The 26617-nt window shown below is 71.1% G+C and carries 28 protein-coding genes; 24 read left to right on the top strand and 4 right to left on the bottom strand.

Annotation, left to right across the window (positions count from 1 at the left end; genetic code table 11):
• Positions 1–104: 104 nt before the first annotated feature.
• The 11 genes from rpsM to glmM all read left to right on the top strand — a co-directional run bounded on the left by rpsM (position 105) and on the right by glmM (position 11554).
• Entirely contained in the window at positions 105–479 is a 375-nt protein-coding gene (gene rpsM / locus KK097_RS00530) for a 30S ribosomal protein S13 (protein WP_017885508.1), read from the top strand.
• Positions 480–488: 9 nt separating this feature from the next.
• Positions 489–887, top strand: coding sequence for a 30S ribosomal protein S11 (gene rpsK / locus KK097_RS00525; RefSeq protein WP_017885507.1), 399 nt, complete (start codon positions 489–491; stop codon positions 885–887).
• 205 nt (positions 888–1092) lie between these two features.
• A complete protein-coding gene (locus tag KK097_RS00520; RefSeq protein WP_214529429.1) occupies positions 1093–2088 on the top strand; it encodes a DNA-directed RNA polymerase subunit alpha in 996 nt (331 codons plus the stop codon).
• Between the two features lie 63 nt (positions 2089–2151).
• Complete coding sequence (rplQ, locus tag KK097_RS00515) at positions 2152–2730, top strand: 50S ribosomal protein L17 (protein ID WP_214529427.1); 579 nt, start codon at positions 2152–2154, stop codon at positions 2728–2730.
• 141 nt (positions 2731–2871) lie between these two features.
• Positions 2872–3990 (top strand): FUSC family protein, encoded by a 1119-nt coding sequence (locus KK097_RS00510; protein ID WP_214529426.1) that lies wholly within the window; start codon positions 2872–2874, stop codon positions 3988–3990.
• Between the two features lie 76 nt (positions 3991–4066).
• On the top strand, positions 4067–4975 hold the full coding sequence (truA, locus tag KK097_RS00505; RefSeq protein ID WP_214543351.1) for a tRNA pseudouridine(38-40) synthase TruA: 909 nt from the start codon (positions 4067–4069) through the stop codon (positions 4973–4975).
• Positions 4972–5715, top strand: a complete 744-nt coding sequence (locus KK097_RS00500) for an MBL fold metallo-hydrolase (protein WP_214543350.1) — start codon at positions 4972–4974, stop codon at positions 5713–5715. Before truA ends, KK097_RS00500 begins: the two co-directional genes overlap by 4 nt.
• 67 nt (positions 5716–5782) lie before the next feature.
• Positions 5783–8860 carry an ExeM/NucH family extracellular endonuclease gene (locus tag KK097_RS00495; protein WP_214543349.1) on the top strand — a complete coding sequence of 1026 codons (3078 nt, stop codon included), beginning with the start codon at positions 5783–5785 and terminating at the stop codon, positions 8858–8860.
• Between the two features lie 329 nt (positions 8861–9189).
• The gene (gene rplM, locus KK097_RS00490) at positions 9190–9636 is read left to right on the top strand and encodes a 50S ribosomal protein L13 (protein WP_194629034.1); all 447 of its coding nucleotides are present in this window, start codon (positions 9190–9192) and stop codon (positions 9634–9636) included.
• A 36-nt stretch (positions 9637–9672) separates the two neighbouring features.
• Positions 9673–10158 carry a 30S ribosomal protein S9 gene (gene rpsI / locus KK097_RS00485; RefSeq protein ID WP_027466716.1) on the top strand — a complete coding sequence of 162 codons (486 nt, stop codon included), beginning with the start codon at positions 9673–9675 and terminating at the stop codon, positions 10156–10158.
• 22 nt (positions 10159–10180) lie between these two features.
• Positions 10181–11554 carry a phosphoglucosamine mutase gene (gene glmM / locus KK097_RS00480; protein ID WP_214543348.1) on the top strand — a complete coding sequence of 458 codons (1374 nt, stop codon included), beginning with the start codon at positions 10181–10183 and terminating at the stop codon, positions 11552–11554.
• A gap of 94 nt (positions 11555–11648) precedes the next feature.
• Here the strand turns inward: glmM and coaA are convergent, their stop codons facing one another.
• The 3 genes from coaA to KK097_RS00465 all read right to left on the bottom strand — a co-directional run bounded on the left by coaA (position 11649) and on the right by KK097_RS00465 (position 14382).
• Entirely contained in the window at positions 11649–12593 is a 945-nt protein-coding gene (gene coaA / locus KK097_RS00475) for a type I pantothenate kinase (RefSeq protein WP_214529416.1), read from the bottom strand.
• A 105-nt stretch (positions 12594–12698) separates the two neighbouring features.
• Complete coding sequence (locus KK097_RS00470; RefSeq protein ID WP_071245463.1) at positions 12699–13184, bottom strand: glutathione peroxidase; 486 nt, start codon at positions 13182–13184, stop codon at positions 12699–12701.
• Positions 13185–13194: 10 nt separating this feature from the next.
• On the bottom strand, positions 13195–14382 hold the full coding sequence (locus tag KK097_RS00465) for an ATP-binding protein (protein ID WP_214529413.1): 1188 nt from the start codon (positions 14380–14382) through the stop codon (positions 13195–13197).
• Positions 14383–14498: 116 nt separating this feature from the next.
• On the opposite strand from KK097_RS00465, the gene glmS reads away from it, so the two are divergent.
• The 11 genes from glmS to KK097_RS18520 all read left to right on the top strand — a co-directional run bounded on the left by glmS (position 14499) and on the right by KK097_RS18520 (position 23768).
• A complete protein-coding gene (gene glmS, locus KK097_RS00460; protein ID WP_214543347.1) occupies positions 14499–16346 on the top strand; it encodes a glutamine--fructose-6-phosphate transaminase (isomerizing) in 1848 nt (615 codons plus the stop codon).
• Positions 16347–16353: 7 nt separating this feature from the next.
• The gene (locus KK097_RS00455; protein ID WP_214543346.1) at positions 16354–16749 is read left to right on the top strand and encodes a holo-ACP synthase; all 396 of its coding nucleotides are present in this window, start codon (positions 16354–16356) and stop codon (positions 16747–16749) included.
• Positions 16746–17849, top strand: a complete 1104-nt coding sequence (alr, locus tag KK097_RS00450) for an alanine racemase (RefSeq protein WP_214543345.1) — start codon at positions 16746–16748, stop codon at positions 17847–17849. Before KK097_RS00455 ends, alr (KK097_RS00450) begins: the two co-directional genes overlap by 4 nt.
• On the top strand, positions 17846–19012 hold the full coding sequence (gene alr, locus KK097_RS00445; RefSeq protein WP_214543344.1) for an alanine racemase: 1167 nt from the start codon (positions 17846–17848) through the stop codon (positions 19010–19012). The genes alr (KK097_RS00450) and alr (KK097_RS00445) overlap by 4 nt, the downstream gene beginning before the upstream one ends.
• Positions 19009–19524, top strand: a complete 516-nt coding sequence (gene tsaE / locus KK097_RS00440) for a tRNA (adenosine(37)-N6)-threonylcarbamoyltransferase complex ATPase subunit type 1 TsaE (RefSeq protein WP_307858317.1) — start codon at positions 19009–19011, stop codon at positions 19522–19524. Before alr (KK097_RS00445) ends, tsaE begins: the two co-directional genes overlap by 4 nt.
• Positions 19525–19616: 92 nt before the next feature.
• Positions 19617–19979 (top strand): GNAT family N-acetyltransferase, encoded by a 363-nt coding sequence (locus KK097_RS00435; RefSeq protein ID WP_307858316.1) that lies wholly within the window; start codon positions 19617–19619, stop codon positions 19977–19979.
• 40 nt (positions 19980–20019) lie between these two features.
• Positions 20020–20619, top strand: a complete 600-nt coding sequence (locus KK097_RS00430) for an NAD(P)H-dependent oxidoreductase (RefSeq protein ID WP_214543343.1) — start codon at positions 20020–20022, stop codon at positions 20617–20619.
• 40 nt (positions 20620–20659) lie between these two features.
• Complete coding sequence (tsaB, locus tag KK097_RS00425) at positions 20660–21295, top strand: tRNA (adenosine(37)-N6)-threonylcarbamoyltransferase complex dimerization subunit type 1 TsaB (protein WP_214543342.1); 636 nt, start codon at positions 20660–20662, stop codon at positions 21293–21295.
• A complete protein-coding gene (gene rimI, locus KK097_RS00420) occupies positions 21292–21837 on the top strand; it encodes a ribosomal protein S18-alanine N-acetyltransferase (protein ID WP_214543341.1) in 546 nt (181 codons plus the stop codon). Before tsaB ends, rimI begins: the two co-directional genes overlap by 4 nt.
• Positions 21824–22879: a tRNA (adenosine(37)-N6)-threonylcarbamoyltransferase complex transferase subunit TsaD gene (gene tsaD / locus KK097_RS00415; RefSeq protein ID WP_214543340.1), complete on the top strand. Its 1056-nt coding sequence runs from the start codon at positions 21824–21826 to the stop codon at positions 22877–22879. Before rimI ends, tsaD begins: the two co-directional genes overlap by 14 nt.
• 76 nt (positions 22880–22955) lie before the next feature.
• Positions 22956–23768: a DUF4190 domain-containing protein gene (locus KK097_RS18520; RefSeq protein ID WP_214543339.1), complete on the top strand. Its 813-nt coding sequence runs from the start codon at positions 22956–22958 to the stop codon at positions 23766–23768.
• Between the two features lie 45 nt (positions 23769–23813).
• Here KK097_RS18520 and KK097_RS00405 read toward each other — a convergent pair whose 3' ends face one another.
• Complete coding sequence (locus tag KK097_RS00405; protein ID WP_214543338.1) at positions 23814–25016, bottom strand: class I SAM-dependent methyltransferase; 1203 nt, start codon at positions 25014–25016, stop codon at positions 23814–23816.
• A 160-nt stretch (positions 25017–25176) separates the two neighbouring features.
• Between KK097_RS00405 and groES the strand changes: the two genes are divergently transcribed.
• Both groES and rarD read left to right on the top strand, forming a co-directional pair.
• Complete coding sequence (groES, locus tag KK097_RS00400) at positions 25177–25473, top strand: co-chaperone GroES (RefSeq protein WP_017885484.1); 297 nt, start codon at positions 25177–25179, stop codon at positions 25471–25473.
• Between the two features lie 165 nt (positions 25474–25638).
• Positions 25639–26601, top strand: a complete 963-nt coding sequence (gene rarD, locus KK097_RS00395; protein WP_214529391.1) for an EamA family transporter RarD — start codon at positions 25639–25641, stop codon at positions 26599–26601.
• Positions 26602–26617 lie beyond the last annotated feature (16 nt).

The following is a 26617-nucleotide window of genomic DNA, read 5'->3' as shown; positions in this document are numbered from 1 at the left end:
CAGTACCAGAACCCGGTCGCACGACGGCCGGGGGACACCTCGGGGCGGAGGCCCGAGCACCGGTACTGCGCCACACCTCCATCGACAACAGGAGCAGCCATCACATGGCACGTCTAGCAGGCGTCGACATCCCGCGCGAGAAGCGCGTGGAGATCGCACTCACGTACATCTACGGCGTCGGCCGTACCCGCGCCGTCCAGGCACTCACGGAGACCGGTATCTCCGGTGACATCCGCGTCAAGGACCTGACCGACGACCAGCTCGTCGCCCTCCGTGACTTCATCGAGGGCAACTTCAAGGTCGAGGGTGACCTCCGCCGTGAGGTCGCCGCCGACATCCGACGCAAGGTCGAGATCGGCAGCTACGAGGGTCTCCGCCACCGTCGTGGTCTCCCGGTGCGCGGTCAGCGCACCAAGACCAACGCTCGTACCCGCAAGGGACCGAAGCGCACCGTGGCAGGCAAGAAGAAGGCTCGATAGGAGACCCCGATGGCTACCCCCAAGACTGCCGCGCGCAAGCCGCGCCGCAAGGAGAAGAAGAACGTCGCCGTGGGCCAGGCCCACATCAAGAGCACGTTCAACAACACGATCGTCAGCATCACCGACCCGTCGGGTGCCGTCCTCAGCTGGGCGTCCTCGGGAGCCGTGGGCTTCAAGGGTTCGCGCAAGTCGACGCCGTTCGCGGCGCAGCTCGCCGCCGAGTCCGCTGCGCGTCAGGCGCAGGAGCACGGCGTCAAGAAGGTCGACGTCTTCGTGAAGGGCCCGGGTTCGGGTCGCGAGACCGCGATCCGCTCGCTCCAGGCCGCTGGCCTCGAGGTCGGCTCGATCAACGACGTCACGCCGCAGGCGCACAACGGGTGCCGCCCGCCCAAGCGCCGTCGCGTCTGACGCGAGGAGCAACCGGCCGCGCCCTGCTCGTCCCCTGACCGGACCCGGTCCGGCGGGGGCGGGCAGGGCCCGCGGCCATTCCTGGTCGTTCGATCGCGCACGTGTGTGCGCGTGATCACAACTCAACAGACCCGTCGGGGCCCATGCGGCCCCGTCGTACCGCCAAGTGTCATATAGCGGACACTTCGCCGAAAGGAATCCCACAGTGCTCATTGCACAGCGCCCCACCCTGACCGAGGAGCCGATCTCCGAGCACCGCTCGCGCTTCGTCATCGAGCCGCTCGAGCCGGGCTTCGGTTACACCCTCGGCAACTCGCTGCGCCGCACGCTCCTCTCCTCGATCCCCGGCGCGGCTGTCACCAGCATCCGCATCGACGGCGTCCTTCACGAGTTCAGCACCGTTCCCGGTGTCAAGGAAGACGTCACCGAGATCATCCTCAACATCAAGAGCCTGGTCGTCTCCAGCGAGCACGACGAGCCCATCACGGCGTACCTGCGCAAGCAGGGTGCCGGTCAGGTCACCGCAGCGGACATCTCCGCTCCGGCCGGTGTCGAGATCCACAACCCGGAACTCGTCATCGCGACCCTGAACGACACCGCGCGCTTCGAGCTCGAGCTCACGATCGAGCGTGGCCGTGGCTACGTCTCGGCCACGCAGAACCGTTCCGAGTTCAGCGAGGCCGGTCAGATCCCGATCGACTCGATCTACTCGCCGGTCCTCAAGGTCACCTACCGCGTCGAGGCGACGCGTGCCGGTGAGCGCACGGACTTCGACCGCCTGGTCGTCGACGTCGAGTCGAAGCCGGCGATCACGCCGCGCGACGCCATCGCGTCGGCCGGTCGCACGCTCGTCGAGCTGTTCGGGCTCGCCCGCGAGCTCAACACCGCGGCCGAGGGCATCGAGATCGGCCCCGCGCCGGTCGACGCCGTGCTCTCGAACGAACTGCAGACCCCGATCGAGGACCTCGACCTGTCGGTCCGCAGCTACAACTGCCTGAAGCGGGAGGGCATCAACACGGTGTCCGAGCTCGTCGCCCTGTCGGAGACGCAGCTCATGAACATCCGCAACTTCGGTCAGAAGTCGGTGGACGAGGTCAAGGACAAGCTCACCGAGCTCGGCCTGTCCCTCAAGGACACCGTCCCCGGATTCGACGGCGCCCACTTCTACAGCGGGTACGACGAGGACGAGTCCAACAACTGACCTCGCGCTCACGCGCAAGCGCGCTGACACCGCGCGCACCACTTTCACCACTGGAGAACTGACATGCCGAAGCCCACCAAGGGCCCCCGCCTCGGTGGCGGTCCCGCCCACGAGCGCCTGCTCCTGAGCAACCTCGCCAACGCCCTCTTCACCCACGGTCGCATCACGACCACCGAGACGAAGGCCAAGCGCCTCCGTCCGGTCGCCGAGCGTCTCATCACGTTCGCGAAGCGTGGCGACCTGCACGCGCGTCGTCGCGTGATCGGCATCCTGCGCGACAAGTCCGTCGTGCACACGCTGTTCACCGAGATCGCTCCGCAGGTCGAGGACCGCCAGGGTGGTTACACCCGCATCACGAAGCTCGGCTTCCGCAAGGGCGACAACGCCCCGCTGGCGTCGATCGAGCTCGTCCTCGAGCCCGTCTCGAGCACGCCCGCCCCGGTGAAGCGCGACGCTGCTCCGGCCGCTGCCGCTGCTCCGGTCGCCGAGCCCGCCGCCGACGAGACCACCGAGGAGGCCCCGGTCGAAGAGACCGAGACCACCGAGGAGTCCGCCCCGGTCGAGACCGAGACCGAGACCGACGCTGCCGCTGAGGTCGAGGCCGACGCCGCCGAGAAGTCGGACGACGCCGACACCAAGTAGTCCGGTGCCCTCCGGGGCGCTGAACCACCACGAGGAAGCCCCCGCGACCCAGGTCGCGGGGGCTTCCTCGTGTCCGCAGGGCCGACGGCAGCTGCGCCGCGCCGCGTACGGTGGCCGATCAGCAGGACAGGGAAGGAAGTCATGGCGTTCCAGCACGTGACGGGTCTGGGCACCCGGGTCTGGCGGTGGAGCCGGACCTCCGGCACGCAGCCCCGCCTGCTGCACGCCGGCAAGGCAGCCGCCGCCGCGGTGATCGCATGGTTCATCGCGCAGCACATCCCCGGCGTCGCGGCCGAGTACCCGTACTACGCGCCGCTCGGTGCCGTCGTCGCGATGCAGACCACGGTCTTCGCGGGCATCCGGAGCGGCGTGCAGACCCTGGTCGGCATCGCGCTCGGCATCGTCATCGCCGGTTTCACTATGTGGGTCGGCGACCCCGGCTTCCTGGCGATCGCGCTCGCGGTCGGCGTCGGGGTGCTGGTGGGCGGGTTCCGCGTACTGGGGGAGGGCAGCTCGTGGGTGTCCACCGCGGCACTCTTCGTCCTGCTCGTGGGCGGTGCGCACGCCGAGGGCTACTCGCTCGGGTACCTGGTGCAGATGGCCGTGGGCGTCGTGGTCGGCCTGCTCGTGAACTTCCTGGTGTTCCCGCCGCTGCACTTCTGGGACGCCGAGCACCGCATCGACGCGGTCAACGGCGTGCTGGCGGACCACCTCGACGGCCTGGCTGCCGTGCTCGAGGAGGGCAAGCGCGACGAGAAGGCGTGGGACCACCAGCAGGACCGCCTGGACCGTGCGATCGCCGACGTGCGGTCACGGGTGGCGATCGCCCACGAGAGCCGCCGGCTCAACCCCCGCGGCGCCCTTCGCGGGTCCCGCGCCCGGCTGCAGAAGGACGGCGCCCGCTTCCGGGCCCTCGAGCGGGTCGCCTGGTACACGACCGACCTCACCGAGCTCGTGGCACGCTCCGGCCCGGTGTCCGAGGGGGTCGGGCGTCCCGACCCGGCGTTCGCTGCCCCCATCGCCGAGGCACTGCGGAAGATCGCGAGCACGATCCGCGGTGACTCCCCGGAGGACCAGGCCGAAGAGGCCATCGCACGCCTCGAGACCGCGCTCGACGCATCGCGTGAGAACCCCTCCCACGTCGCGGTCACCTCGGCCGCGCTCGTCGCCCTGCGTGGGATCGTCGAGTCCGAGCGGCGTGCGACCGACGACCTCGACACCCGGACCGGTCCGTCGGCGTTCGGTCGTCCGCGCGGCTGAGCGGCTGCGGGCGGTCGCCGTCCGGCAGACCGAGCGCGGGCCGGGAGGCACGGATCACCCCCGCTACGGTGGTCACGTGGACGAGACGGTCGGCTTCCGGGACCCCGACAGCGCGGACGACGTGCGGCTGCGGCTGGACATCGCCTACGACGGTGCGTCGTTCTCCGGGTGGGCCCGACAGCCCGGGCTCCGGACCGTGCAGGGCGCGCTCGAGACCGCACTCGCCACCGTCTTCACCCGCTGGGGCGAACCGCCGTTGCTGACCGTCGCCGGACGCACCGACGCCGGGGTGCACGCCACCGGGCAGGTCGCGCACCTCGACCTGTCGGCAGAGCAGTGGGCAGCGCTCGCCGCCAAGCGCGGTTCGGGACGCTCACCCCTGGACGGACTGGTCAAGCGGATCAACGGCATCGCGGGCCCCGAGGGGGACGTCGTCGTCACCGGTGCCTCGGTGGCGCCCGCCGGGTTCGACGCCCGGTTCTCCCCGCTCTGGCGCCGGTACGAGTACCGGATCGCGGACGCCGACGCCCCGCGCGATCCACGTCGACGCGGGCACACGGTCTGGCACGGGGCGCGGCTCGATCCGGCAGCGATGGAGCACGGTGCGCTGACGCTGCTCGGGTTGCACGACTTCGCGACGTTCTGCAAGCCGCGCGAGGGGGCGACGACCATCCGGACGTTGCAGCAGTTCCGCTGGGACCGTGAGCCGGACGGCGTGCTGGTGGCGCGCCTCCAGGCCGATGCCTTCTGCCACTCCATGGTGCGGGCGATGGTGGGGGCGACCATCGCCGTCGGCGAGGGCCGCTTCGGGCCGGACCACCTCGAGGAGCTGCGTGTCGCCCAGGAGCGCACGAGCGCGTTCAAGACGGCGCCGGCGAAGGGACTGACCCTGACCGAGGTGGGGTACCCGGCGGACGCGGAGCTCGCGGAGCGGGCGGAGCAGACCAGGGCCCGACGATCGGCGGAGGGTACCGTCGAGGGATGAGCCCGCGCGAACCCCGTTCCGTCGTGTCCGTCGCCCCAGGAGTCGTCTTCGTCGAGGGGCCGGTGTCCAACTGGGTGGTCCTGGCCGAAGAAGACGGCGTCGCACTGATCGACGCCGGGTACCCGGCCGACACCGAGCTCGTGCTCGACACCGTGCGGGCAGCCGGCCACGACCCTGCCGACCTCCGGCGCGTCTACGTCACGCACGGACACGTCGACCACGTCGGAGGCATCCCCGGGATCCTCCATCGCCACCCCGACGTCGAGGTGCTCGCCCACGCCGACGAGCTCGGCAACGTGCGCGGGCCTGAGCGGCAGCAGGTCACCCCGGGGGAGATCGGCGGCCGGCTGGCCAACCCCCGCGTGCTCGCCTGGCTGGCCCGTGCGCTCCGCTCCGACGCCCTGCGGCCGACGACCGTGCCGTCGGCCCGAACCTTCACGGGTGCGGACTTCGCCGGACGGGCGATCACGCCGTTCCCGGCGGTCGGGCACACGGACGGCTCGACCGCCTACCTGCTCCCCGCCGCGGACGCGATCGTCACGGGTGACGCGGTCGTGAGCCGGCACGACACCCAGCCCGGGTCGTGGGCCCCGCGGCCCCGGATGATCACGCCGTTCTTCACCGCCGACCAGGACCGCGCGCTCGAGTCCGCGCGGGCGCTGCCGTTCCCGGCGCTCGTGCTCCCCGGGCACGGACCGGCCGTCCGTCGCGTCGGTGGGACATGGTTGCCCATCGCCTGATGTTGCCGAGCGCAATCATTCACCTCGGCGCAACCTGAACGTCCCCGCAGATCGGTAGCCTGCGGGCATGGCCAACACCCTCGGACGCACTCTGCTGTGCGCCACGGCGGCCGCGACGCTCCTCGCGGCCCCGCTCGTCACCGTCACCGCAGCGACCGCGAACCCCGGGGGGACCGACCTCGTCATCGAGGAGGCCTACCTGAAGGCGGGCAGCAAGGGCGCGTTCTACAACCAGAAGTTCGTCGAGATCGGCAACCCGACCGACGCCCCGGTGTCGCTCGAAGGATGGTCGCTGCAGTACCGCTCCGCGACGGGCACCGGCACGTTCTCGGCCAGTGCGCTCGAGGGCGCCGTGCCGGCGAAGGGCACCTTCCTGGTGTCGATGGCGGGCAACGGCGGGGCCACCGCGGCCGGTGAAGACCTGCCCGCAGCCGACGACACCGCGTCGCTCAACCCGTCCGGCACCACGGGCACGCTCGTGCTCTCCGACGCGACCGCACCCCTGGCGCTCGCCGCCGGCCCCGTCGCCACCGGCACCGACGGCGTGGTCGACCTGCTCGGCTACGGCGCATCGAACACGTACGAGTCGACCGTGCGCACCGTGACCGGGGACAACTCCGTGCCGAACGGCCTGGTCCGCCAGGGCACCACGGACACCGACGTCAACGGTGCGGACTTCTCGGTGACGACGACGCTCACGCCGCGGAACGCCGCGGGCGAGACGACGGCACCGACCGAGCCCACGGAGCCGACCGACCCGGGTGACGGCGGGACCCCCGCGCCCGGCACCCCGGCCGAGACGGTGACCATCGCCCAGCTGCAGGGCACCACGGACACCTCGCCGTACGCCGGCAAGAACGTCACGACCGACGGTGTCGTCACCGCGGTCTACGGCACCGGTGGCTTCAACGGCTACACGATCCAGACGCCTGGCACCGGCGGCGCGATCGACCTCGGTGCCCACACCGCGTCCGACGCCGTGTTCGTCTTCTCGTCCGCCACCGCCGGCCTCGTGCAGCAGGGCGACCACGTCCGGGTCACCGGTGCCGTGTCCGAGTACTTCGGCCTGACCGAGCTCACGGTGTCCGGGGCCTCGTCGCTGCAGCAGCTGACCGACCCCGTCGCGGCGCCGCAGCCCGCCGCGGTCGCGTTCCCGTCGTCCGACGCGCAGCGCGAGTCGCTCGAGAGCATGCTCGTCGCACCGCAGGGCGCGTACACCGTCGCCGACAACTACACCACGAACCAGTACGGCGAGGTCGTGCTGGCCAGTGGCGAGGGGCGGCTCGTGCAGCCGACCGAGGTCGGACGTCCGGGATCTGCCGAAGCGAAGGCCGCCGAGACGTCCAACGCCGCACGCAAGGTCACGCTCGACGACGGCGCGAGCACGAACTTCCTGACGCAGGCCAACAAGGGCATCCCGGTGTCGTGGCTCACCCAGGGCCCGGTCACCGTCGGAGCCACCGCCAGCTTCACGGATCCGGTCGTCCTCGACTACCGCAACAGCGGATGGAAGTTCCAGCCGACCGCGCCGATCACGGGCGCGACCCCGGCGGCCGACTTGCCGGTGTCCTTCTCGGACGTGCGACAGCCGAAGCCGCAGGACGTCGGTGGCGACCTGAAGCTCGCCGGCTTCAACGTGCTGAACTACTTCCCGACCACGGGTGACGAGCTCACCGGCTGCACGTACTACACGGACCGCGCCGGCGACCCCGTGACCGTGAACTCCGGCTGCGACGCCCGCGGTGCCGCCGAGCAGGAGGACTTCCTGCGCCAGCAGGTCAAGATCGTCAAGGCGATCAACGGCCTGGACGCCGACGTCGTCTCGCTCGAGGAGATCGAGAACTCCGTCCGCTTCGGCCAGGACCGCGACGCCGCCGTGGCCACCCTGGTCGACGCGCTCAACGCCGCCACCGGCCAGGACACCTGGGCCTACGCGAAGTCCCCGGCCGTCGTGCCCGCGAGCGAGGACGTCATCCGCCTCGCCCTCATCTACAAGCAGGACCGCGTCGAGCCCGTCGGTGCGTCCACGATCCTGCTCGACGACGCGTTCACGAACGCCCGCCAGCCCGTCGCGGACGCGTTCCGCCCGGTCGGCGGCACCGCGGAGGACGACTTCCTGGTGATCGCGAACCACTTCAAGTCGAAGGGCTCCGGCACCGGCGAGAACGCCGACCAGGGCGACGGACAGGGTGCGTCGAACGCCGACCGCGTCGAGCAGGCGAAGGCCCTCGTGACGTTCTCCACCGACATGCAGGAGCAGTACGGCACCGACAAGGTGTTCATGCTCGGCGACTTCAACGCGTACAGCAAGGAGGACCCGGTGGTGGTCCTCGACGAGGCCGGTTACACCGACCTCGGCCCGGCGCTCGACCGCACCGAGTACTCGTACGTGTTCTCCGGCCTGAGCGGCTCGCTCGACCACGTGTTCGCGTCGGAGGCCGCGCTCGAGACGGTCACGGGCGTGGACATCTGGAACATCAACTCGGTCGAGTCGGTGGGCCTGGAGTACAGCCGCCACAACTACAACGCGACGAACCTGTACACCGACGACGTGTACCGGGCGAGCGACCACGACCCGATCCTCGTCGGCTTCGACCTCGACGCTGAGGGGACGGACCCGGGCACGGACCCGACGCCTGTGCCGACCCCGACGCCGACGCCGGTGCCGAACCCGACCCCGACCCCGGTGCCGCCGTTCGACGGGATCACCCCGCCGGCCGGCCCGGTGGTGCCGTCGGAGTCGCTGTTGACCGAGGCGAACCGTGGTGGGGTCTCCGCTCCGGCGTCGGCTCGTGCGGGGGAGACGATCACGGTGACGGTGGGTACGGCGTCTGCCGGTGACGTCATGAACGTGTGGCTGTTCTCGGAGCCGACGTTGATCGGCACCGCGGTGGTGGCTGCTGATGGGACGGTTCGGGTGACGATCCCCGCGGACACTGCAGCTGGGGTGCACCGGTTGGCGGTGACGGCTGCGGACGGGTCGCTGATCGGGTGGACCCCGATCACGATCACGGTTGATGGGCAGCTCGCGTTCACGGGTGCCGAGGGGCTCGGTGCCGGTGCGTTGGTGGCGTTCCTGTTGCTCGCGGCGGGTGCGGGTGTGCTGATCGTGCGTCGCCGTCGTGCGGCTGTGGCTGCGGAGTAGTCCCCACGCCCCACGGGGGCGATGCGTGTGCAGAAGACGTCGGGTTCGCGGTGCGGACCCGACGTCTTCTGCTCACTCGGTGCAGTGTGCTGGGCCCAGGGCGGCCTGGAGGCGCGGTGCGGGGCGGCCCCGCGCCTCCAGACCGGCAAGCGGCCGCGTTTGACCGCGGTGACCCGCATCGGCTAGGCTCTCACCTTGGTCTGCGCGCTCCGCGCGCGGACAGTCAGATGAGCCCTCCACCCGAGGTGTTCCGCGTGCTTCTGCACGGGGAACCCCCGACCGGAGCGGGATTCACGGACTCCTCACCTCGACACGAAAGCAGCACTCCTGTGACTCGCACGTTCTCACCGAAGCCGGCAGACGTCCAGCACGACTGGATCGTCATCGACGCCACCGACGTCGTCCTCGGCCGCCTCGCCACCCACGCCGCGGCGCTCCTGCGCGGCAAGCACAAGGCCACCTTCGCCCAGCACATGGACATGGGTGACTTCGTCATCATCGTGAACGCCGACAAGGTCGCCCTGACCGGTTCGAAGCTCGCGAAGAAGGTCTACTACCGTCACTCGGGCTACCCGGGCGGCCTGACGGCGACCTCCTACCCGGAGATGCTCGAGAAGCACCCCACCCGCGCCGTCGAGAAGGCGATCCGCGGCATGCTGCCGAAGAACACCCTCGGCCGCGAGCAGCTCAAGAAGCTGAAGGTCTACGCCGGCGCGGAGCACCCGCACGCCGCGCAGCAGCCCAAGGCGTACATCTTCGACCAGGTCGCACAGTAGTTCCGGCCACGACGACTTCAAGGACACAGAAAACTCATGGCTCAGATCGCTGATTCCCTCGACCAGACCCCGGAGAGCTTCACCACGGAGAGCGCACCCGCCGCTGCCGAGGCCGCTCCCCGTCAGATCCTCAACGTCTCCGGCGGTGCCGTCGGGCGCCGCAAGGAGGCCATCGCGCGCGTTCGCCTCGTCCCGGGCTCCGGCACGTTCGTCGTGAACGGCCGCACGCTCGAGGACTACTTCCCGAACAAGCTGCACCAGCAGCTCATCAACGACCCCTTCAAGGTGCTCGAGCTCCTCGGCTCGTACGACGTCGTCGCCCGCATCACCGGTGGTGGCCCCTCGGGTCAGGCCGGCGCGCTCCGCCTCGCCATCGCCCGCACCCTGAACGAGATCGACCGCGAGAACAACCGCGCGACCCTCAAGAAGGCCGGCTTCCTCACCCGTGACGCTCGCGTCATCGAGCGCAAGAAGGCCGGTCTCAAGAAGGCCCGCAAGGCTTCGCAGTTCTCGAAGCGCTAGTCGTCACCGGCTGAAGATCGCCATGCCGCGTCTGTTCGGTACCGACGGGGTTCGTGGTCTCGCCAACGGCGAGCTGACGGCCGCGCTCGCACTGGGTCTTGCCCAGGCGAGCGCGGCCGTCCTCACACACGGACACCACGCCGACGCCCGCCGGGCGTCCGGTCGCCCGCGCCCGCGCGCGGTCCTGGCGCGCGACCCGCGCGTCTCCGGTGAGTTCCTCGGTGCCGCCGTCGCGGCCGGGCTCGCCTCCGCCGGCGTCGACGTGCTCGACGCCGGGGTCATCCCCACCCCCGCTGCGGCGTACCTGGTCGCGGACATCGACGCCGACTTCGGCGTCATGATCTCCGCATCGCACAACCCCGCTCCCGACAACGGGATCAAGTTCTTCGCCACGGGTGGCCGCAAGCTGCCGGACGAGGTCGAGGACCGCATCGAAGCGGCCATGCACGACCACTCCGCGCCCACCCCCACCGGCATCGACGTCGGGCGCATCTCGCGGTTCGCCGACGCCGAGGACCGTTACGTGGTGCACCTGCTCGGCACGCTGCCGCACCGGCTCGACGGCATCCACGTCGTCCTCGACTGCGCCAACGGTGCCGCCGCCGGCGTCTCGCCCGAGGTCTTCGTCAACGCGGGGGCCCGCGTGACGCTCATCGGCGCCGACCCCGACGGCTGGAACATCAACGACGGTGTCGGCTCGACCCACATCGACAACCTCGCCCGCGCGGTGCTCGAGCACGGTGCCGACGTCGGCATCGCGCACGACGGCGACGCGGACCGTTGCCTGGCGGTCGACGCCGCGGGCAACGCGATCGACGGTGACCAGATCATGGCGATCCTCGCGCTGTCCCTGCAGGAGCGCGGACGCCTGAAGGACGACACCCTCGTCGCCACGGTCATGTCGAACCTCGGGCTGAAGCGCGCCATGGCCGACGCGGGCATCACCGTGATCGAGGCCGGCGTGGGCGACCGCTACGTGCTCGAGAAGATGACCGAGGGGGACTACTCCATCGGTGGCGAGCAGTCCGGTCACATCATCTTCAACGAGTTCGCCACCACGGGCGACGGCATCCTGACCGGGCTGCACCTGGTCGCCGAGATGGCACGGACGGGCAAGACCCTGCAGGAGCTCGCCTCGTGCATGACGGTGTTCCCGCAGGTGCTGCTCAACGTCCGGGGCGTCGATCGCCACGGGCTCGCCGACCAGGGGGTGCAGGACGCCATCGCCGCCGCCAGCGAAGCGCTCGGGGACAGCGGCCGCGTGCTGCTCCGTCCGTCGGGCACCGAGCCGGTCGTGCGCGTCATGGTCGAGGCCGCCTCGCAGGACGACGCCCAGCGCATCGCCGAGGAGCTCGCCGCCGTCGTGCAGGACCGCCTGGCGCTCGACGCCGCGTAGGGGTTCTCCTCCGCAAAACACCGGTGTTCGCCGGTTGAACACGCGCAGACCGCGGTTCAGCTCGCGAACACCGGTGTTTTGCTGTCCCCCCAGCTCAGATCTTGCGGAGCAGGACCGAGTTCACCTTGTGGTTCGCGCCCTTCTTCAGCACCAGGGTGGCGCGGGAGCGCGTGGGCAGCACGTTCTCGAGCAGGTTCGGCTCGTTGATCGCCCGCCAGACCTCGGTCGCGGTCCGCACCGCGTCCTCCCGCGAGAGCGAGGCGAACCGGTGGAAGAACGAGTCGGGGCTCGAGAACGCCTCCTCCTGCAGGGCGAGGAACCGGTCGACGTACCAGGACTCGATGTCCTTCGTCTTCGCGTCGACGTAGATGGTGAAGTCGAACAGGTCGGACAGCGCGAGCCGCCCGTGCACCGGCGGGGCCAGCACGTTCAGCCCCTCGACGATGAGCACGTCGGGCTGCCGGACGACGATCTCGGCATCCGGCACGATGTCGTAGACCAGGTGCGAGTAGTACGGCGCGCGGACCTCGGTCGCCCCGCTCTTCACCTGGCTCACGAAGCGCAGCAGGGACCGGCGGTCGTACGACTCCGGGAAGCCCTTGCGGTCCATGATTCCCCGACGCTCGAGCTCGGCGTTCGGGTACAGGAAGCCGTCGGTCGTCACGAGCTCGACCCGAGGCGTGTCCGGCCAGCGCTTCGTCAGCTCGCGCAGCAGACGCGCGACGGTGGACTTGCCGACGGCCACCGAGCCGGCGACGCCGATGACGAAGGGTGTCCGGCTGGCCCGCTCACCGAGGAACCGGCTCGTCTCGGCGTGCAGGTTCCGCGCGCCGGCGGCGTAGAGCGTGAGCAGGCGGGACAGGGGCAGGTAGACCTCCTGCACCTCCTGCATGTCGAGCCGGTCGCCGAGGCCGCGCAGCTGCACGATCTCGGTCTCGGTGAGCGACAGGTGCTCCTTCGGGGCGAGCTGCGACCACTCGTCCCGCGGGATCTCCACGAACGGGGTGGGGTGCGCGACGGCTGTCTCCGAGAACGGCATGGGATCGAGCGTACAGACGGGAGGCCCGGGGCACGTGAGCCGGTCGGCTCACGTGCCCCGGGCCTCCCGTCCAGTGACCGGTGCGCGTCCCGAGGACGCGACGCGTCAGGCGGGGAGGGCCGCCTCGATGGCGGCGACGACCTCGGGGGCGTCCGGCTTCGTGGTGGGACGGAAGCGTGTGACGGTGCCGTCGGGGGCGACGAGGAACTTCTCGAAGTTCCACGCGACCCGGCCGGCCTTGCCGTCGGCGTCCGGGGTCTCCTTGAGGGCCTGGTAGAGCGGGTGAGCGCTCTTGCCGTTGACCTTGACCTTCTCGGACATCGGGAACGTCACACCCCACGTGGTGGAGCAGTACTCGTCGATCGCCTCGGACGAGCCGAGCTCCTGCAGGAACTGGTTGCTCGGGAAGCCCAGCACCGTGAACCCGCGGGGGCCGTACTGCTTCTGCAGGGCTTCGAGCTGCTCGTACTGCGGGGCGAGGCCGCACCGGGACGCGACGTTCACGACCAGGACGGCCTTGTCGGCGTAGGCGCCGAACGTGGTGTCCTCGCCGTGCAGCGTGGTGATGGCGATGTCGTCGAAGCGTCCCATGGCCCGGACGCTAGTCCACGATGTCGAGATCGGCCTGACGGCGGACGAACTCGCCCATGTTCGGCACCGTGAACGCCACCTTGCCACGCTCGGGAGCGTAGATGATGCCCTTCTCGATCAGTCCCTGTCGTGCCGGGCTGGTCCCCTTCGGTTCCGCACCGAGGCGCGATGCCACGACGGCAGTCCCGGAGACGCCGGCCGAGTCGTCGGACATCGCCACGAGGTACTGCCGCTCCGCGGGTGTGGCACGGTCCCAGCGGGCCGGGAAGAAACCGCTGTCGAGTTCTGCGTTACCGCGGTCGACGGCGGCTGCTGCGTCATCGTGGGTGATCCGTCGGTCGGCCGCGAGGTCCCACGCCGCCGCCCCGTAGGTCTGGAGGTAGTACGGGTACCCGCCCGAGGCATCGATGAGGAGATCGAGCGCGGCGGCGTCGAAAGCCACCCCGGAGCGGGCGGCCGGAACCGTGAGTGCGTCAGCGGCTGCTCCCGACGGGAGCGACCCGATCTCCCGGTAGTCGAAGAGGCGCTCGGCGTAGGACCGGGCCGCCGTCAGCTTGGCCGGTACGTTCGGCAGACCGGCCCCGACCATCACGAACGGCCAGCCACGTTGTCCGGCCCGGTGCTGGACGGACAACAGCGCGGAGAGCAACTCGATGTCGAGGTCCTGGACCTCGTCGATGAAGAGTGCGAGCGCCCGGTTCTGCTCCCGCAGCGCAGGGGCGAGGTCCTCGACGAGTTCCTCGAGGTCGATCTCGATGACGCCGGAGTCCGCGCGACCCTCGACGGCGGAGAACCCCAGGTCGAAGCCGATGTTCCCGAAGTGCACACCGAACGACGTGACCGTGCCGAGCGCGCGCTGCACGGCTGCGCTGACCGAGCGGCCGCGGGCGAGGCGACGTGCTGCGAGCGCGATCTCTCGCGCGAGCCTCCGTCGAGCACCCTCGCGGCCGGACACGCTCGTCTGCCCTTCGACGTCGACGACCAACCACTCCGCGGCGTCAGCCTGCATGCGGAACTGGTTCAGGAGGACGGTCTTCCCGACCCCACGCAGCCCGTGGAGGATCATGCTGCGCGTTCCGAGCGCGCGCCGCGACCGTGCCACGACGAGGTCGAACGCCTCGATCTCGGCGTCGCGCCCGACCAGCTCCGGGGGGCGCAGGCCGGCGCCTGGCGAGTACGGGTTCAGTGCGGCGTGCATCGAGAAGACTCTACGCTTGTCTAACGTATCCCGCAGAATGCTCCCGATTGTGCTCGATTCGTTCCCCTCGGTCGCTTCGCAGGGTCGGCGTCCAGGCAGACCGTAGGATCGGTTCCATGTGTGGAATCGTCGGCTACGTCGGCAGCAACAGCAGCCAGGACGTCCTCCTCGGTGGTCTCCGTCGTCTCGAGTACCGCGGGTACGACTCGGCGGGCATCGCCGTCGTCGACCCCGCCGGAGACCTCGTCTCGGCCAAGAAGGCGGGCAAGCTCCAGGCCCTCGTCGACGAGCTCGAGTCGTCGCCGATCCCGGACGGCACGACCGGCATCGGGCACACCCGCTGGGCGACCCACGGCGGGCCGACCGACGGCAACGCCCACCCGCACCTGGCCGACGGCGACAAGCTCGCCCTCATCCACAACGGCATCATCGAGAACTTCTCCGAGCTCCGCGCCGAGCTGCAGGCCGAGGGCACGGAGTTCCGCAGCGAGACGGACTCCGAGGTCGCCGCGCACCTGGTCGGACGGGCCTTCCGCGAGACCGGTGACCTGACCGCCGCCATGCAGCAGGCCGTGCAGCGGCTCGAAGGGGCGTTCACGCTCCTCGTCGTGCACGCCGACCAGCCCGGCGTCGTCGTCGGCGCCCGTCGCAACTCGCCCCTCGTGGTCGGACTGGGCGACGGCGAGAACTTCATGGGCTCGGACGTCGCCGCGTTCGTCGCCTACACGCAGCGCGCGCTGTCGATCGGGCAGGACGAGATCGCCACGATCCGTCCCGACGGCGTCGACGTCATCCACTTCGACGGCACCCCTGCCACGCCGAGCGAGTTCGAGGTGAACTGGGACGCCTCTGCCGCCGACAAGGGCGGCTGGAGCTCGTTCATGGCGAAGGAGATCAGCGAGGAGCCCGAGGCCGTCGCGAAGACGATCCTCGGCCGCGTCCACGACGGCGCCGTCACCCTGACCGACCTCGACCCGATCGCCGAGCGCCTGGCGACCGTCGACCGGGTCATCGTGATCGCCTGCGGCACCGCGGCCTACGCCGGCATCCTCGGCAAGTACGCCATCGAGCAGTGGGCACGCGTCCCGGTCGAGGTCGAGCTCGCCCACGAGTTCCGCTACCGCGACCCGGTGCTGAACGAGCGCACCCTGGTCGTCTCGATCAGCCAGTCCGGCGAGACCATGGACACGCTCATGGCCGTCAAGTACGCCCGCGAGCAGGGCGCGCAGGTCCTGTCGATCTGCAACACCCAGGGCGCCACCATCCCGCGCGAGTCCGACGCGGTCATCTACACGCACGCCGGTCCCGAGGTCGCCGTCGCGTCGACCAAGGCGTTCATCGCCCAGGGCGTCGCGCTGTACCTGCTCGGACTGCACCTGGCGACGCTGCGCGGCACGCTCACCACAGAGCAGATCGCGGAGCAGGTCGCCGAGCTCGAGGGGCTCGCGCCGAAGCTGCAGCAGACCATCGACGACGCTGCGGGCATCAAGGACCTCGCCCGCTGGATGGCGGACACCCGGAGCGTGCTGTTCCTCGGCCGCCACGTCGGGTACCCCATCGCGCTCGAGGGTGCGCTGAAGCTCAAGGAGCTCGCGTACATCCACGCAGAAGGCTTCGCCGCCGGTGAGCTCAAGCACGGTCCGATCGCGCTGATCGAGCCGGGCCAGATCGTCTTCGTGATCGTGCCGTCGCCGCGTGACCCGCGGTCGCTGCACCCGAAGGTCGTCTCGAACATCCAGGAGATCCGCGCCCGCGGAGCCCGGGTGATCGCGATCGCGGAAGAGGGCGACGCCGCGGTGCTGCCCTTCGCCGACGAGGTCCTGCGGATCCCGCTCGCGACGCCGCTGTTCGAGCCGCTGCTGGCCGTGGCACCGCTGCACATGTTCGGCATGGAACTCGCCGCGGCCAAGGGCCTCGACGTCGACCAGCCACGCAACCTCGCGAAGTCGGTCACCGTCGAGTAGTCGAACGGTGATCATCGGCATCGGGGTCGACGTGGTCGACCTGGAGCGGTTCGAACGGGTGCTGTCGCGCACGCCGGCGATGCGGGCGCGGCTGTTCACGCCGTCCGAGCAGGTCCGCGAGGGCGAACCCCGGCCGATCGCGTCCCTCGCGGCTCGGTTCGCGGCCAAGGAAGCCCTGATCAAGGCCTTCGGGTCGAGTGCCGGGCTCAGCTGGCAGGACCTCGAGGTCGTGTCGGACGACCAGCGCAACCCGTCGCTGACGTTGCACCAGGGCGCACGGCAAGTGGCGGATGCGCGTGGCGTCACGGCGGTGCACCTGTCGCTCTCGCATGATGGAGGGATCGCGACCGCGTTCGTGGTCCTGGAAGGAACAGACGTGGTCCTGGAAGGAACGGTCCAGTGAGTGCGTTCACCGGCATCACGGTCGATCGCGGAGCCCTGATCGAGAACTACGCGACGATCGCCGACCGGGTCGCACCGGCCGGTGTCATCGCGGTGGTCAAGGCGAACGCCTACGGCCACGGAGCACTCGACGCCGCACAGGCGTTCGTCGACGCCGGGGCCGAGTGGCTCGGGGTCGCCGACATCGACGAGGCCGTCGCGCTCCGTCAGGGCGGCATCGACGAGGGCGTCCGGATCCTCGCCTGGCTCCACGCCCCCGACGAGGACTTCCGCCGCGCAGCGCAGTTCGACATCACCCCTGCGGTGTCGAGCGTCGAGCAGCTCTCCGCGGCCGCCGACTCCGACGTCCGCGCCGTGCACCTGTGCGTCGACACGGGCCTGAGCCGCAACGGCGCGGTCGAGTCCGAGTGGGCCGAGCTCTTCGCGACGGCCGGCGCCCTGGCCCGTGGTGGCAACCGCACCCGGGTCGAGGGGCTCATGTCCCACCTGTCGAACGCGTCGCGCACCGACGACCTCGACCAGGACGCCGCACTGCAGCGGGCGCTGGACGGCCTCGCCGCGAACGGCATCGTGCCGGACGTGGTGCACCTCGCCGCGAGTGCCGCGAGCATCGCCGTGCCGGAGACCCGCCATGACCTTTCCCGTGTCGGGCTCGCACTGTACGGGTTGAGCCCCTTCGACGGTCGTACCTCGACCGACCTCGGGCTGCGCCCGGCGATGCGGGTCACCGCCGCCGTCCTGCGCACCGTGCCGGTCGGCGCGGGCGAGGGCGTCTCCTACGGCTACACCTGGCGTGCCGAGACGGAGACCCGTCTCGCCGTGATCGGCCTCGGCTACGCGGACGGCTTCGACCGTGACTTCGGCAACCGGGTCTCGGTCCGCATCGGCGACCGGCTGTTCCCGGTGGTCGGCCGGGTCGCCATGAACGCCATGCACGTCGACATCGGTGACGCCGACGTGCAGGTCGGCGACGAGGCGGTGCTGTGGGGCGACCCCGCGAGCGGCGACCCCGCCGTCGAGGACTGGGCCGACGCCGTCGGCACGATCAACTACGAGGTGGTCGCCCGCATCGGCCGCAGCGTGGAACGGAGGACGACGTGAGCTCGGCTCCGCTGCGTCAGGCGCGCATCGACCTCGACGCCTACCGCGCCAACCTCGACCTGGTCCGCGAGTGGATGGACCCGGTCGCCGTCATGGCGATCATGAAGGCCGACGCCTACGGGCACGGCCTCGAACCGATCGCGCTCGCCGCGGTGGACGCCGGCATCCGCTGGATCGGTGTGCTGACGGTCCCCGCCGCCCTGCGCCTGCGCGCGATCGGCGTCGGCGAGGACGTCCACCTGTTCACCTGGCAGCACGACCCCGACCTCGACTTCCGCGATGCCATCGACTCGGCCGTCGACCTCGGCGTCTCGAACGTCGCCGAGCTGCAGCGCATCGTCGAGGCCGTCGACCAACGTCCGGCCCGTGTGCACCTGGGCGTCGACTCCGGCCTGCACCGCGACGGCGCCACCCCGGCGGACTGGCCGGCGCTCGTCGAGCTCGCCCGGGACGCCCAGCGGAACGGCCGCATCGAGGTCGTCGCCGCGTACACCCACCTGGCGGAGTCCTCCGACGACGAGGACAGCGCCGCGGTCGCCGTGTTCGACGCCGCGGTCGAGATCGCCGAGGACCTCGGGCTCGACGTCCCGATGGAGCACGTCGCCGCGTCGCTCGCCGGGCTCGAGCGCAAGGAGTTCCGCAAGGACATGGTCAGGATGGGAGCGAACCTGTTCGGTATCCCCGGGGCCGACGGCGTCTCGGCGGCCGACCTCGGGCTCGAGCCGGTGATGACGCTGACCGCCTCGGTCGCGAAGACGAAACGCGTCCCCGTCGACACCGGTGTCTCGTACGACTACACGTACCGGACCGCGACCGAGACGACCCTCGCACTCGTGCCCGTCGGGTACGCCGACGGGGTCCCGCGTCTGGCACAGGGCCGCATCGAGGTCGCGATCCGCGGCAAGCGCTACCCGATCGCCGGCCGTGTGGCGATGGACCAGTTCCTGGTGGACGTCGGTGACGACGACGTGCAGACCGGCGACACCGTCGTGCTCTTCGGGACCGGCGAGCACGACGAGATGACCGTGCTCGACTGGGGCCGGTCCCTCGACACCATCGGCGAGGAGATCGTCTGCCGGATCGGGGCCCGCGTGCCCCGGGTCTACGAGGGGCACGAGGTCGAGGGTCGGGTCGGCGCCTACCTGCGGGGCGAACGGCCGTGACCGGGTCGGCTCACGTCCTGCTCGACACGACCGTCGACAGCACCGAGGCCATGGGGGAGCTGGGCGCCCGGCTGGCCGCCGTGCTGCGTGCCGGCGACCTCGTCGTGCTGACGGGGCCGCTCGGTGCCGGCAAGACCACCATGACCCGGGGCCTCGGCGCCGCACTCGGCGCTCGGGGGCAGGTGTCCAGTCCGACCTTCGTGCTCGCCCGGACGCACCCCACCACGGCCGGCCCGGACCTGGTGCACGTCGACGCCTACCGTCTGTCCGACCCGGTCGAGCTCGACGACCTCGACCTCGACTGGGACGCCGCGATCGTCGTCGTCGAGTGGGGCCGCGGCATGGTCGACGGCATCAGCGACAGCGTGCTCGACGTCGAGATCACCCGCGCCACCGGTGCCGACGAGGCCGACCCGGACGCCGACGACACCGACCCGGACGACGTCCCCGACGAACCCCGCCGTGTCGTCGTCACCGCGACCGGTCCGCGCTGGGCGGGCGTGGCCCTCTGACCCTGCAGCCCGTCGACGCGGACGACGTCGAGGCGCTCCGGGCGTTCCTCGTCGAGGCGGACCTGACCCTGGCTGGTCTCGACGCACCGACCGTGCGGCTGTGGGTCGACCGCGACGACGACGGCAGCGTGGTCGGCAGCACCGGGTACGAGACGAGTGCCGACGGTGTGCACGTCCTCGTCCGCAGCGTGGCCGTTGCGCCGCAGCACCGCGGGGCCGGGGGCGGCACCCGCCTCGCGCGGTTCGCGATCGAGCGGGCGACCGAGGCCGGTGCCGAGCGCGCGTGGCTGTTCTCGCGTCGGTCCGGTCCGTTCTGGCAGTCGCTCGGCTTCACGCCAGCCGACCGTGACGCCCTGGCCGCCGCGCTGCCGGACACCCACCAGGTCCGACTGTTCCGCCGCACCGGGCAGCTGGAACACGAGGTCGCGTGGTCCCGGGAGCTGACTTCCGGCTGACCATCCCGCCGCCGCCCAGGGACCCTCGCGAAGATGAAGTGTGCCGACCCTCATCGTGACCGCTCACCCCGACCCCGATTCGCTGACGCACCACGTCGCGCACCGGCTGCGCGACGACCTGCCGTCGGGTTCCACGGAACTGGCCGACCTCGCCGCCCAGGGCTTCGACCCACGGTTCACCCTCGCCGACCGGCAGACGTACCGCACCGGGGCGGACACCCCGCCCGACGTGGTGGCCGAGCAGCAGCGGATCGACCGTGCCACCGACCTCGTGCTCGTGTTCCCCGTCTGGTGGTGGTCGATGCCCGCACTGCTCAAGGGGTGGATCGACCGGGTGTTCGTGAACGGGTGGGCGTTCGACGTCGGGCCCGACGGCGGCATGCGTCGAAACCTCGACCGCCTGACCGTGCACCTGGTCCCGATCGCCGGTGACGACGCCGGTGTCTACGAGCGCCACGGGTACGGCGAGGCCCTCCAGACGCAGGTCGTGCACGGGATCGTCGACTTCTGCGGGGCTCGGCGAGGCATCACCGCGTTCGTGCACGAGTCCGAGTCCGACGACAGCGCGATCCGGGAGCGTGGGGTCGCGTCGGCCGTCGACGTGGTCCGGCACCGCATCGTGGGCGACCACGAGCACTGAGCGGCCCGGAAGCACCGGACGATCCGCCTACGATGGACGGGTGCTGCTCGCGATCGACACCTCCGCCGGGACCTCCGTCGCCGTCGTCGACCCGGCCACAGGCCGGGCCCTCGCGACCCGGGACACCGAGGACAGCCGTCGGCACGCCGAGGTCATCGGCCCGTTCCTCGCCGAGGTCCTCACCGAGGCCGGCATCACCGCCGCGGACGTCACCGGCGTCGTCGCGGGCACGGGCCCCGGCCCCTTCACCGGCCTGCGCGTCGGCATCGCCGCCGCCCGCACCTTCGCCGCAGCCCGCGGCGTCCCCGTCCTGCCCCTCGTCAGCCACGACGCCGTGGCCGCCGACCAGCGGGCCGACGGCCTCGCCGGCCCGTTCGTCGTCCTCACGGACGCCCGCCGCCGCGAGGTCTACTGGAGCGCCTACGACGCCGACGGCGTCCGCGTGGCCGGCCCCGGACTCGCCAAGCCCGCCGATCTCGACGAGGCGATCCGCGCCTCCCGGCCCGGAGCGGTCGGCTGGGACCGCGTGACGGCCCTGTCCATCCCGGCCTGGAGGCTCGGTGCGCTCGCCGCGGACCGGCTCGCGTCCGGCACGGCGTTCGATGCGGACACCCCCCTGTACCTGCGCGACCCCGACGTCACCGTGCCGGGTGCGCCGAAGCGGGTGAAGCAGTGACCCTGCCGGACGGGCTCCGCCTGCGGCGGGCCCGCCCGCAAGACCTCGACGACATCATGTGGCTCGAGCACGTCTCGTTCCCGACCGACGCCTGGTCGGCGTCGCAGATGTCGGGCGAGCTGTACTCGCCGCACGGGCACTACATCGTGATCGAGACGGTCGACGACACGTCCGCGCCGCTCGTCGTCGGCTACGCCGGGCTCTCGTCGCTCGCAGGCAACCCGGTGGCCGACGTGCAGACCATCGCGGTCGCGGCGGACCAGCGCGGCAAGGGGCTCGGGCGGGTCCTGTTCACGGAGCTGCTCGACGAGGCACGACGCCGCGGTGTGCGCGAGGTGTTCCTCGAGGTGCGCGCGGACAACCCCGTGGCGCAGGCGATGTACACCGCGTTCGGGTTCGAGCACATCGCGACGCGTCCCCGCTACTACCAGCCGGACGGCGTCGACGCGTGGGTGATGCGGGCGGAGCTGCCCGGCCCGGACGTCGAGCGGTCGTCGGGCATCGGACCCATCGGACAGGAGGCCCTCGGTGAGCGCGACTGAACCACTGGTGCTCGGCATCGAGACGAGCTGCGACGAGACGGGCGTCGGCATCGTGCGCGGGAGCACCCTGCTGGCGAACGTGATCGCTTCGAGCATGGAGGAGCACGCGCGCTACGGCGGTGTCGTCCCCGAGGTCGCTGCACGCGCACACCTCGAGGCGATGACCCCGACGCTGCACGAGGCGCTCGACCGCGCCGGCGTGACCCTCGACGAACTCGACGCCGTCGCGGTCACCGCAGGCCCGGGCCTGGCAGGGGCGCTCATGGTCGGGGTGGGTGCCGCGAAGGCGCTCGCCGTGGCCACCGGCAAGCCCCTGTACGGCGTGAACCACCTGGTCGGGCACGTCGGCGCCGACGTGCTGCGCGAGGACGGCAGCGAGATCGAGCTGCCGACGATCGCGCTGCTGGTCTCCGGCGGCCACACGTCACTGCTGCTGGTGCGCGACCTGGTCGGCGACGTCGAACTGCTCGGCGAGACGATCGACGACGCGGCGGGCGAGGCCTTCGACAAGGTCGCCCGGTTGCTCGGGCTGCCGTACCCCGGCGGGCCGCAGATCGACCGTGCCGCGGCCGAGGGCGACCCGACGGCGATCCGGTTCCCCCGGGGACTGACGCTGCCGAAGGACATGGCGGCGCACCGGTACGACTTCTCGTTCTCAGGACTCAAGACCGCCGTCGCGCGGTGGGTCGAACGCTGCCGCGACGAGGGGCGCGAGGTGCCCGTGGCCGACGTCGCCGCGAGCTTCCGCGAGGCCGTCGTCGACGTCCTGCTGACCAAGGCGCTGAACGCCTGCCGCGACACCGGCGTCGATCGGCTGCTGCTCGGCGGTGGTGTCGTCGCGAACGCCCGGCTGCGCCAGGTCGCCGAGGAACGCTGCGCCGCCGCCGGGGTCCGGCTGCGGATCCCGCCGTTCGACCTGTGCACCGACAACGGCGCGATGATCGCCGCCGTCGGGGCGCGCCTGGTCGCCGAGGGGCACGCCCCGAGCGACCTCGGCATCGCCGCGGACTCCACCCTGCCGGTGACGACCGTCCAGGTCTGACCCGGTCGGTCGTCGGGAGCCTGTGGGAGGATTCACACGGGCGTCGGAGAGACCGGACGCCCGAGAGGGGTGGACGGTGTCCGATCAGAACGAGTGGCCGAAGCCGGGCGAGACGCCGAACGGCGGCGCCGACGGACAGCCCGACGGCACGCCCGCCCCGGACGCCCCGCAGGCTCCTGACGCACCGCAGGCCCCGTCGGCACCGGAAGCGCCTCAGCACCCGTACGGCCAGCAGCAGCCGTCGAACCCGTACGGCCAGCAGCAGAACCCGTACGGTGCTCCGCAGCAGCAGCAGAACGCGTACGGCGCGCTGCCGTCGAACCCGTACGGCGCTCCGCAGCAGCAGAACCCCTACGGTGCGCAGCAGCAGCAGCAGCAGCAGCAGCAGCAGCAGCAGAACGCGTACGGCCAGCCGCAGCAGCAGAACGCGTACGGCCAGCCGCAGCAGCAGAACCCGTACGCCGCTCCGCAGCAGAACGCCTACGGCGCCCCGCAGAACCCGTACGGCCAGCAGCAGAACCCGTACGCGCAGCCGCAGCAGCAGCCCTACGCGTCGAACCCGTACACGTACCAGCCCTACGCCCAGCGGCCGAAGACGAACGTGCTGTCGATCCTGTCGATCGTCTTCGCGTTCGGCGGCATCATCATCTGGCCGATCATCATCCTGACGAGCCCGGCCGGCGCCATCATGGGCCACGTCGCCCTCGGCAAGATCAAGCGGACCGGTGAGGGCGGCCGTGGGCTCGCCCTGGCCGGCATCATCGGTGGCTGGATCATGACGGGGCTGTTCATCCTGATCGTCGCCCTGGTGTGGATCTCGATCGCGAACTCGTCGGGGTACTCGGACTACTCCGACTACAGCTCGAACTCCGGCGCCTTCGTCGGCTGACGCTGACGCTGACGCTCACGCGGGACCGCTCGCGGCCCCCGGCCGTCAGCCGACCGTGTCGGTGAGCCGCTCGCACAGGATCGCCGTGTGGCGTCCCTCCAGGCGGGTGAGCACGAGTGTGACGCGACCCGACCCGCGCAACCGCAGCCGCTTGCGGAACTGCGCCGGGTCGACGTCGACACCGCGCTTCTTGATCTCGACCGTCCCGATGCCGTCGGCGGCGAGCCGAGCGGCCAGGCGCTTGACGTCGAGCGGCATCGTGTCGAGCACCCGGAAGCCCTGCGCGAAGGGGGTCGTGACGGCGCGGTCGGACGTGACGTAGGCGATGCCGTCGGAGAGCATGTGCCCGTCGAGGCCCCGTGCCAGGTCGCCGATCAGGCGTGCGCGGATGACGGCGCCGTCGGGCTCGTACAGGTAGTCGCCGAGGGGCCCGACCTCGGCGTCCTCGGCGTCCTCCGCACCGGTCATCTCGGCGATGCCGTGGGCACCGATGACGGTGGCCGCGCGCCGGATGCCCGGACGGGCGAGGGGACCGAACCACAGGGCGAGCTCGACGACCTCGCGGTCGACGGACGTCCACTGCGCCTCGGCCGTGTCCGGGATCAGGTCGCGGTCGATGCCCGGCCCGAGCTTGACGCCCGTCGGGGTCGTCGTCGCGGTGGCGAACACGGTGTCGAGCGAGGGGGACCAGTCGTCCGGGTCGGCGAGCCGGCGGGTGTCCGAGTGCCCGGAGGTGCGTCGGGCCGGATCCATCCACACGCCGTCCACCGAGGAGACGTCGAAGGACGCGGCATCGCCGAGCTCCACGCGCGCGTTCGACCACACCGCCAGGTTGTGCGTCGCGACGGCCGCGGTGACCTCGTCACGGTCGACCGCGGTGACGTCGAGGTCGAGCGCGGCCATCGCCATCGCGTCCCCGCCGATGCCGCAGCCGAGGTCGGCGACCCGGGTGATGCCGGCGGCGGCGAAGCGTCCGGCGTGCTGGGCCGCGACCTGCAGCCGGGTCGCCTGCTCGAGCCCGGCTTCGGTGAAGAGCATGCGGGACGCGAAGTCGCCGAACTTGCCGCGGGCCTTCAGCCGCAGCTTCGCCTGGGTCAGCACGGCTGCGACCAGCCGGGGATCGTGTCCCTCGGCGCGCAGCCGGGACACCACGCGGACGATCTCGCCGCCGTCGGAGACACCCGGGGTACGGTCGAGCAGGGCCATCCCGTCCGTGGTCAGCAGTGCGGTGAGTTCGGCGGCGTCCATGCGTCGATCCTCGCAGGTGCTGCGTGTTCTCCGGATGTGCTGGCACTCGGATTGACCGAGTGCCAGAGGCCCCCTAGAGTTGGCGTTGGCACTCTCCTGTGCGAAGTGCCAACCCGGTTTTCATCTGTACCGAGTCCGTACCGAGAAAGAAGAGGTCACCGTGGCCGTCAGCATCAAGCCGCTCGAGGATCGCATCGTCATCCGCCAGGTCGAGGCGGAGCAGACCACCGCTTCCGGTCTGGTCATCCCCGACACCGCGAAGGAGAAGCCCCAGGAGGGCGAGGTCGTCGCCGTGGGTCCGGGTCGGATCGACGACAACGGCAACCGCGTCCCGCTCGACGTCGCCGTTGGCGACAAGGTCATCTACTCCAAGTACGGCGGAACCGAGGTCAAGTACTCGGGCGAGGACCTGCTGGTCCTGTCGGCCCGCGACGTCCTCGCGGTCATCGTTCACTGAGTCGAGTACTCACCACGGACGCCCCGTCCGGCCTTCGGGCCGACGGGGCGTTCGTGCGTCCGGGGCCGGTCGCCCGGGTGCTCCGGTCCTGGTCAGCCCGCTTTCACCCCGCCTGGAGGCCCGGTGCGCGTCCCACGGGTCGGTGGTCGTTCCTAGGATGGTTCCGTGAGTGAACCGAGTCCGGCTCGACCCGTCCGCAGCGAGGCATCCGTCGGCGTGGTGCAGGCCATCGTGGCGTACGGGCTCTGGGGACTCATGCCCCTGCTCTTCGCGGCCATGGCACCGGCGGCGGCGTTCGAGATCGTGTCGTGGCGGATCGTGTTCGGCCTGGTGTTCTGCGCGGTCGCCATCGCCCTCACCCGGTCGTGGCTCCGGACCCGCACACTGATGGCCCAGCGCCGCGTGATGCTCGTGATGGGCCTCGCCGCCGTCCTGATCCTGGTGAACTGGACCGTGTACGTCCTCGCGACGACGACCGGCCACACCGTCGAGGCGGCGCTCGGTTACTTCATCAACCCGCTCGTCACGATCGCGCTCGGCGTCCTGGTCCTGCGCGAACGCCTGCGTCCGGCGCAGTGGGCCGCTGTCGGCCTGAGCGTGGTGGCGGTCGTCGTCATCGCCGTCGGGTACGGCCAGATCCCGTGGATCGCGCTCGCACTGGCGTTCTCGTTCGGTGCGTACGGTCTGGTGAAGAAGCGCGTCGGCGGCACCGTGGACGCCCTGAGCGGGCTGACGATCGAGACCGTGTGGCTGCTGCCGATCGCGGTCGTGGCACTGGTGGTGCTCGGCGTGACCGGGCTCGGGGGCGGCGTGACGTTCACGAGCGAGGGCTGGGGGCACGTCGTCGTCACCGTGCTGACCGGGCCGGCGACGGCGGTGCCGCTGCTGCTCTTCGCGTCCTCGGCACGCCGGGTGAGCCTGTCGACCCTCGGGCTGACCCAGTACCTGGCGCCCGTGATGCAGCTGCTCGTCGGCGTCCTGGTGCAGCACGAGGAGATGTCGGCCGGCCGGTGGTTCGGCTTCGGCATCGTGTGGCTTGCGCTCGTGGTGCTGACGGCGGACTCGTTCGCCGCGGCGCGGGCGTCCCGTCGCCGGGCGCTCGCACCCACCCCGGTCGAGCCGGTCTGACGGACGCGCCACGGGC

The sequence above is a fragment of the Curtobacterium flaccumfaciens genome (assembly GCF_018598405.1).
Lineage (GTDB): Bacteria > Actinomycetota > Actinomycetes > Actinomycetales > Microbacteriaceae > Curtobacterium > Curtobacterium aurantiacum.
The sequence above is the reverse complement of the archived record's forward strand: the minus strand, read 5'-3'. Positions and strand labels throughout refer to the sequence as shown.